The organism is Pseudomonas edaphica (assembly GCF_005863185.1).
Classification (GTDB): Bacteria; Pseudomonadota; Gammaproteobacteria; order Pseudomonadales; family Pseudomonadaceae; genus Aquipseudomonas; species Aquipseudomonas edaphica.
In genome coordinates, this window is record NZ_VBVZ01000552.1 from 1 (window position 1) to 4,078 (window position 4,078).

Annotated in this window: 4 protein-coding genes and 1 pseudogene; 4 read left to right on the forward strand and 1 reads right to left on the reverse strand. The window is 61.2% G+C overall.

The genetic code is table 11. The features are described from left to right. Nucleotides 1–374: pseudogene (locus FEM54_RS26265) on the reverse strand (glutathione synthase); the annotation flags it as partial. A 239-nt stretch (nucleotides 375–613) separates the two neighbouring features. Between FEM54_RS26265 and pilG the strand changes: the two are divergent. The 4 genes from pilG to FEM54_RS26285 are packed head-to-tail and all read left to right on the forward strand — an operon-like array spanning nucleotide 614 to nucleotide 4,018. Then, a complete protein-coding gene (pilG, locus tag FEM54_RS26270) occupies nucleotides 614–1,021 on the forward strand; it encodes a twitching motility response regulator PilG (RefSeq protein WP_010564379.1) in 408 nt (135 codons plus the stop codon). 46 nt (nucleotides 1,022–1,067) lie between these two features. Further along, on the forward strand, nucleotides 1,068–1,433 hold the full coding sequence (gene pilH / locus FEM54_RS26275; RefSeq protein WP_017139442.1) for a twitching motility response regulator PilH: 366 nt from the start codon (nucleotides 1,068–1,070) through the stop codon (nucleotides 1,431–1,433). A 12-nt stretch (nucleotides 1,434–1,445) separates the two neighbouring features. Beyond that, entirely contained in the window at nucleotides 1,446–1,970 is a 525-nt protein-coding gene (locus FEM54_RS26280) for a chemotaxis protein CheW (protein ID WP_017139441.1), read from the forward strand. Continuing rightward, entirely contained in the window at nucleotides 1,967–4,018 is a 2,052-nt protein-coding gene (locus FEM54_RS26285; RefSeq protein WP_017139440.1) for a methyl-accepting chemotaxis protein, read from the forward strand. Before FEM54_RS26280 ends, FEM54_RS26285 begins: the two co-directional genes overlap by 4 nt. Nucleotides 4,019–4,078: the final 60 nt, after the last annotated feature.

A 4,078-nucleotide genomic window follows, 5' to 3' on the forward strand; every position in this document is an offset into this window, starting at 1 on the left:
TAACTGCAGTCGCGCAGGCTCTGCGGCTTGTTGACGATCAGCACGCCGGCGCGCTCGGCCTGTTCCAGCAGGTAAGTGGAGTAGACGAATTCCATGTCGAACGGCGGGTCCTTGCGCATCAGGATCACGTCCAGATCGCTCAACGGGCTGTCGATCTCGTCCGCCAGCTCAAACCACTTCTCAGGGTTGGCAAACACCTGCAGCGGGCGCATGCGCGCGCGGGCCTCGCCGTCGCCCTGGTAAAGATCGCGCTGCTCCATATAGAACAGGGTCCAGCCGCGGGCCTGGGCGGCCAGGAGCATGGCCAGCGAGCTGTCCTTTTTATAGGAAATGCTGGCGATAGGGTCCATGACAATGCCGACGCGAACGCTCATGGGGGATTTCCTCTAGCAAATTAGGGCGCATAAAAGTGGCGTCAGAGTGGCGCTGCGGCTGTTGTGGGTCAAGGAAAAACCACCTGGCCGGTTGCTCGATAGATTGCGCCCGGAGACTGTGCTAAAAAGACTGCCACGGCGCAGCAGCCCTTGAATTCCAAGGCTTGCGGCGCTCATCCTGTGCAACATCAGGCAGTACACACCGAAAACCGATTCGCTGTGGCGATGGTAGAGCAGATATGGAACAGCATTCCAACGCCTTGAGAGTGATGGTGATCGATGATTCAAAAACGATCCGCCGCACCGCCGAGACGCTGTTGAAGAACGTGGGCTGCGATGTGATCACGGCTATCGACGGTTTCGATGCCCTGGCCCGGATTGTTGATCATCACCCGCACATTATCTTTGTCGACATCATGATGCCGCGCCTGGATGGCTATCAGACCTGCGCCCTGGTGAAGAACAACCCGGCGTTCAAGTCGATCCCGGTGATCATGCTGTCTTCTAAAGACGGCCTGTTCGACAAGGCCAAGGGGCGCATCGTTGGTGTCGATCAGTTTTTGACCAAGCCTTTCAGCAAGGAAGAACTGCTGGGCGCAATCAAGGCTTACGTGCCTGGGTTTGCCGCAGTAGAACAAGCACACTGACGCCGCCTCACAAGGGCCGGCGCCGACCAATGTAGTGGGGAAAACCATGGCACGCGTTCTGATCGTCGACGATTCGCCGACTGAAATGTACAAACTCACCGGCATGCTGGAAAAGCACGGCCACGTGGTGCTCAAGGCCGAAAACGGCGCGGACGGCGTGGCCCTGGCCCGCCAGGAAAAACCCGACGCCGTGCTGATGGACATCGTGATGCCGGGCCTCAACGGCTTCCAGGCTACCCGCCAACTGTCCAAGGAGCCGGAAACCAACGGCATTCCGATCATCATCATCACCACCAAGGATCAGGAAACCGACAAAATCTGGGGCGCGCGCCAGGGTGCCAAGGATTACCTGACCAAGCCTGTGGACGAAGACACCCTGATCGCCACCTTGAACAAGGTACTGGCCGGCTAAAGGCTCGCGATCATGACCGAGTCGCAAACCGCCTTCGAGCTGCTGCTGGACATCGACCGCCGCTGCCGCCTGCTGGCCGCCGACCTGCCGTCCCAGGAAGCTCGCCTGCAACGCTGGAGCGGGATCGGCTTTCGCCTGGGGCCACACTGGTACGTGGCGCCGATGGGCGAAGTCGCCGAAGTGCTGCATGAGCCGCGTTGCACCTTGATGCCCGGCGTCAAGCCGTGGGTCAAGGGCGTGGCCAACCTGCGTGGGCGTTTGCTGCCGGTGATGGACTTGGGCGGCTTTCTTGGCCTTGAATTGTCCAAGGCACGCAAGCAACGGCGGGTGCTGGTGGTCGAGTACAACGACCTGTTTGTCGGGCTGCTGGTAGACGAGGTGGTGGGCATGCAGCATTTCGCACAAGACGCTTTGTTGACCAGCGCCGCACCCGGCGCGCCGTTTATCCTCGGCCAGTTCGACGGCGACCCGCTGTGGCAGGTCTTCAGCCCCTTCGCTCTGGCCCAGGCCCCAGGCTTCATGGATGTTGCCGCATGACCACCGTCACCACGCCCAAACCCCAGGCCGCATCGCGCAGCCGCTCACAGATCATCGTGCTGTTTATTGCGCTGATCGTGTTCATCATGCTGTTGTTCGCCAACTTCGCGTACCTCAACACTCAGTCCACCTATGACAAGCAGTACATCGGCCACGCCGGTGAGCTGCGTGTGCTGTCCCAACGCATCGCCAAAAACGCCACCGAGGCCGCTGCCGGCAAGGCCGCCGCGTTCAAATTGCTGGGCGATGCGCGCAACGACTTTGCCCAGCGCTGGGGCTACCTGAAAAAAGGTGATACCGAAACCGGCCTGCCCGCCGCGCCCAGTGCGGTTCGTGCGGAAATGCGCGCGGTGCAGACCGACTGGGAAGCGCTGCTGAAAAACACCGACGCGATTCTCGCCAGCGAACAAACCGTGTTGTCCCTGCATCAAGTGGCCGCGACCCTCGCCGAAACCGTGCCGCAATTGCAGATGGAATCGGAAAAGGTCGTCGATATCCTGCTGCAACGTGGCGCACCGGCCAGCCAGGTAGCGTTGGCTCAACGCCAATCGCTGTTGGCCGAACGTATTCTCGGCGCGGTCAACACCGTGCTGGCGGGCGACGAAACCGCCGTGCAAGCCGCCGATGCCTTTGGCCGCGATGCCAGCCGCTTCGGTGTGGTGCTCAACGGCATGCTCAATGGCAACCCGGGCTTGCGCATTACCCAGGTCGAAGACCATGACGCGCGCGCGCGGCTGGCGGAAATTTCGGAGCTGTTCGAGTTTGTCTCCGGCTCCGTGGATGAAATCCTCGAAACCTCGCCGCAGCTGTTCCAGGTACGGGCCTCGGCGAGCAATATCTTCAACCTGTCGCAAACCCTGCTCGATGAGGCCTCGCACCTGGCCACCGGTTTTGAAAACCTCGCCAGCGGGCGAAGTTTCGACACCATTGGTGGCTACGTGCTGGGTTTGCTGGCACTGGCCTCGATCATTCTGATCGGCCTGGTGATGGTGCGCGAAACCAACCGCCAACTGCATGAAACCGCCGAGAAGAACGAGCGCAATCAGAACGCGATCATGCGCCTGCTCGATGAAATCGAAGACCTGGCCGATGGCGACCTCACCGTGACCGCCTCGGTCACCGAGGACTTCACCGGCACCATCGCCGACTCCATCAACTACTCCGTCGACCAACTGCGCGATCTGGTCGCGACCATCAACCTCACCGCCGGGCAAGTGGCCGGTGCGGTGCAGGACACCCAGGCCACCGCCATGCACCTGGCCCAGGCTTCGGAGCATCAAGCCCAGCAGATCGCCGAAGCCTCCACGGCGATCAACCAGATGGCCCAGTCCATCGATCAAGTGTCGGCCAACGCCGCCGAATCTTCGGCCGTGGCGGAGCGCTCGGTGGAAATCGCCAACAAGGGCAACGAGGTGGTGCACAACACCATCCATGGCATGGACAACATCCGCGAACAGATCCAGGACACCGCCAAGCGCATCAAACGCCTGGGCGAATCTTCCCAGGAGATTGGCGATATCGTCAGCCTGATCGACGACATTGCCGACCAGACCAACATCCTCGCCCTCAACGCCGCCATCCAGGCGAGCATGGCCGGTGACGCCGGGCGCGGTTTTGCGGTGGTGGCCGACGAAGTACAGCGGCTGGCCGAGCGCTCATCCGCCGCCACCCGGCAAATCGAAACCCTGGTGCGGGCGATTCAGGCCGACACCAATGAAGCGGTTATCTCCATGGAACAAACCACCACCGAAGTGGTGCGTGGCGCACGGCTGGCCCAGGACGCCGGGGTGGCGCTGGAAGAGATCGAAGGCGTGTCGAAAACCCTGGCGGCGTTGATTCAGAGCATCTCCAATGCGGCGCAGCAACAGACCTCATCGGCGGGGCAGATTTCGCTGACGATGAATGTGATTCAGCAGATCACCACGCAGACGTCGTCGGGTTCCACGGCCACGGCGGAAAGCATCGGCAACCTGGCGAAGATGGCCAGTCAGTTGCGCCGGTCGGTGTCGGGTTTCACTTTGCCGCCGCCTAAACAGGCCGATGATTGAAATGCTATCTGATGTGGGAGCTGGCTTGCCTGCGATAGCGGTGGGTCAGTTGCACAGGTA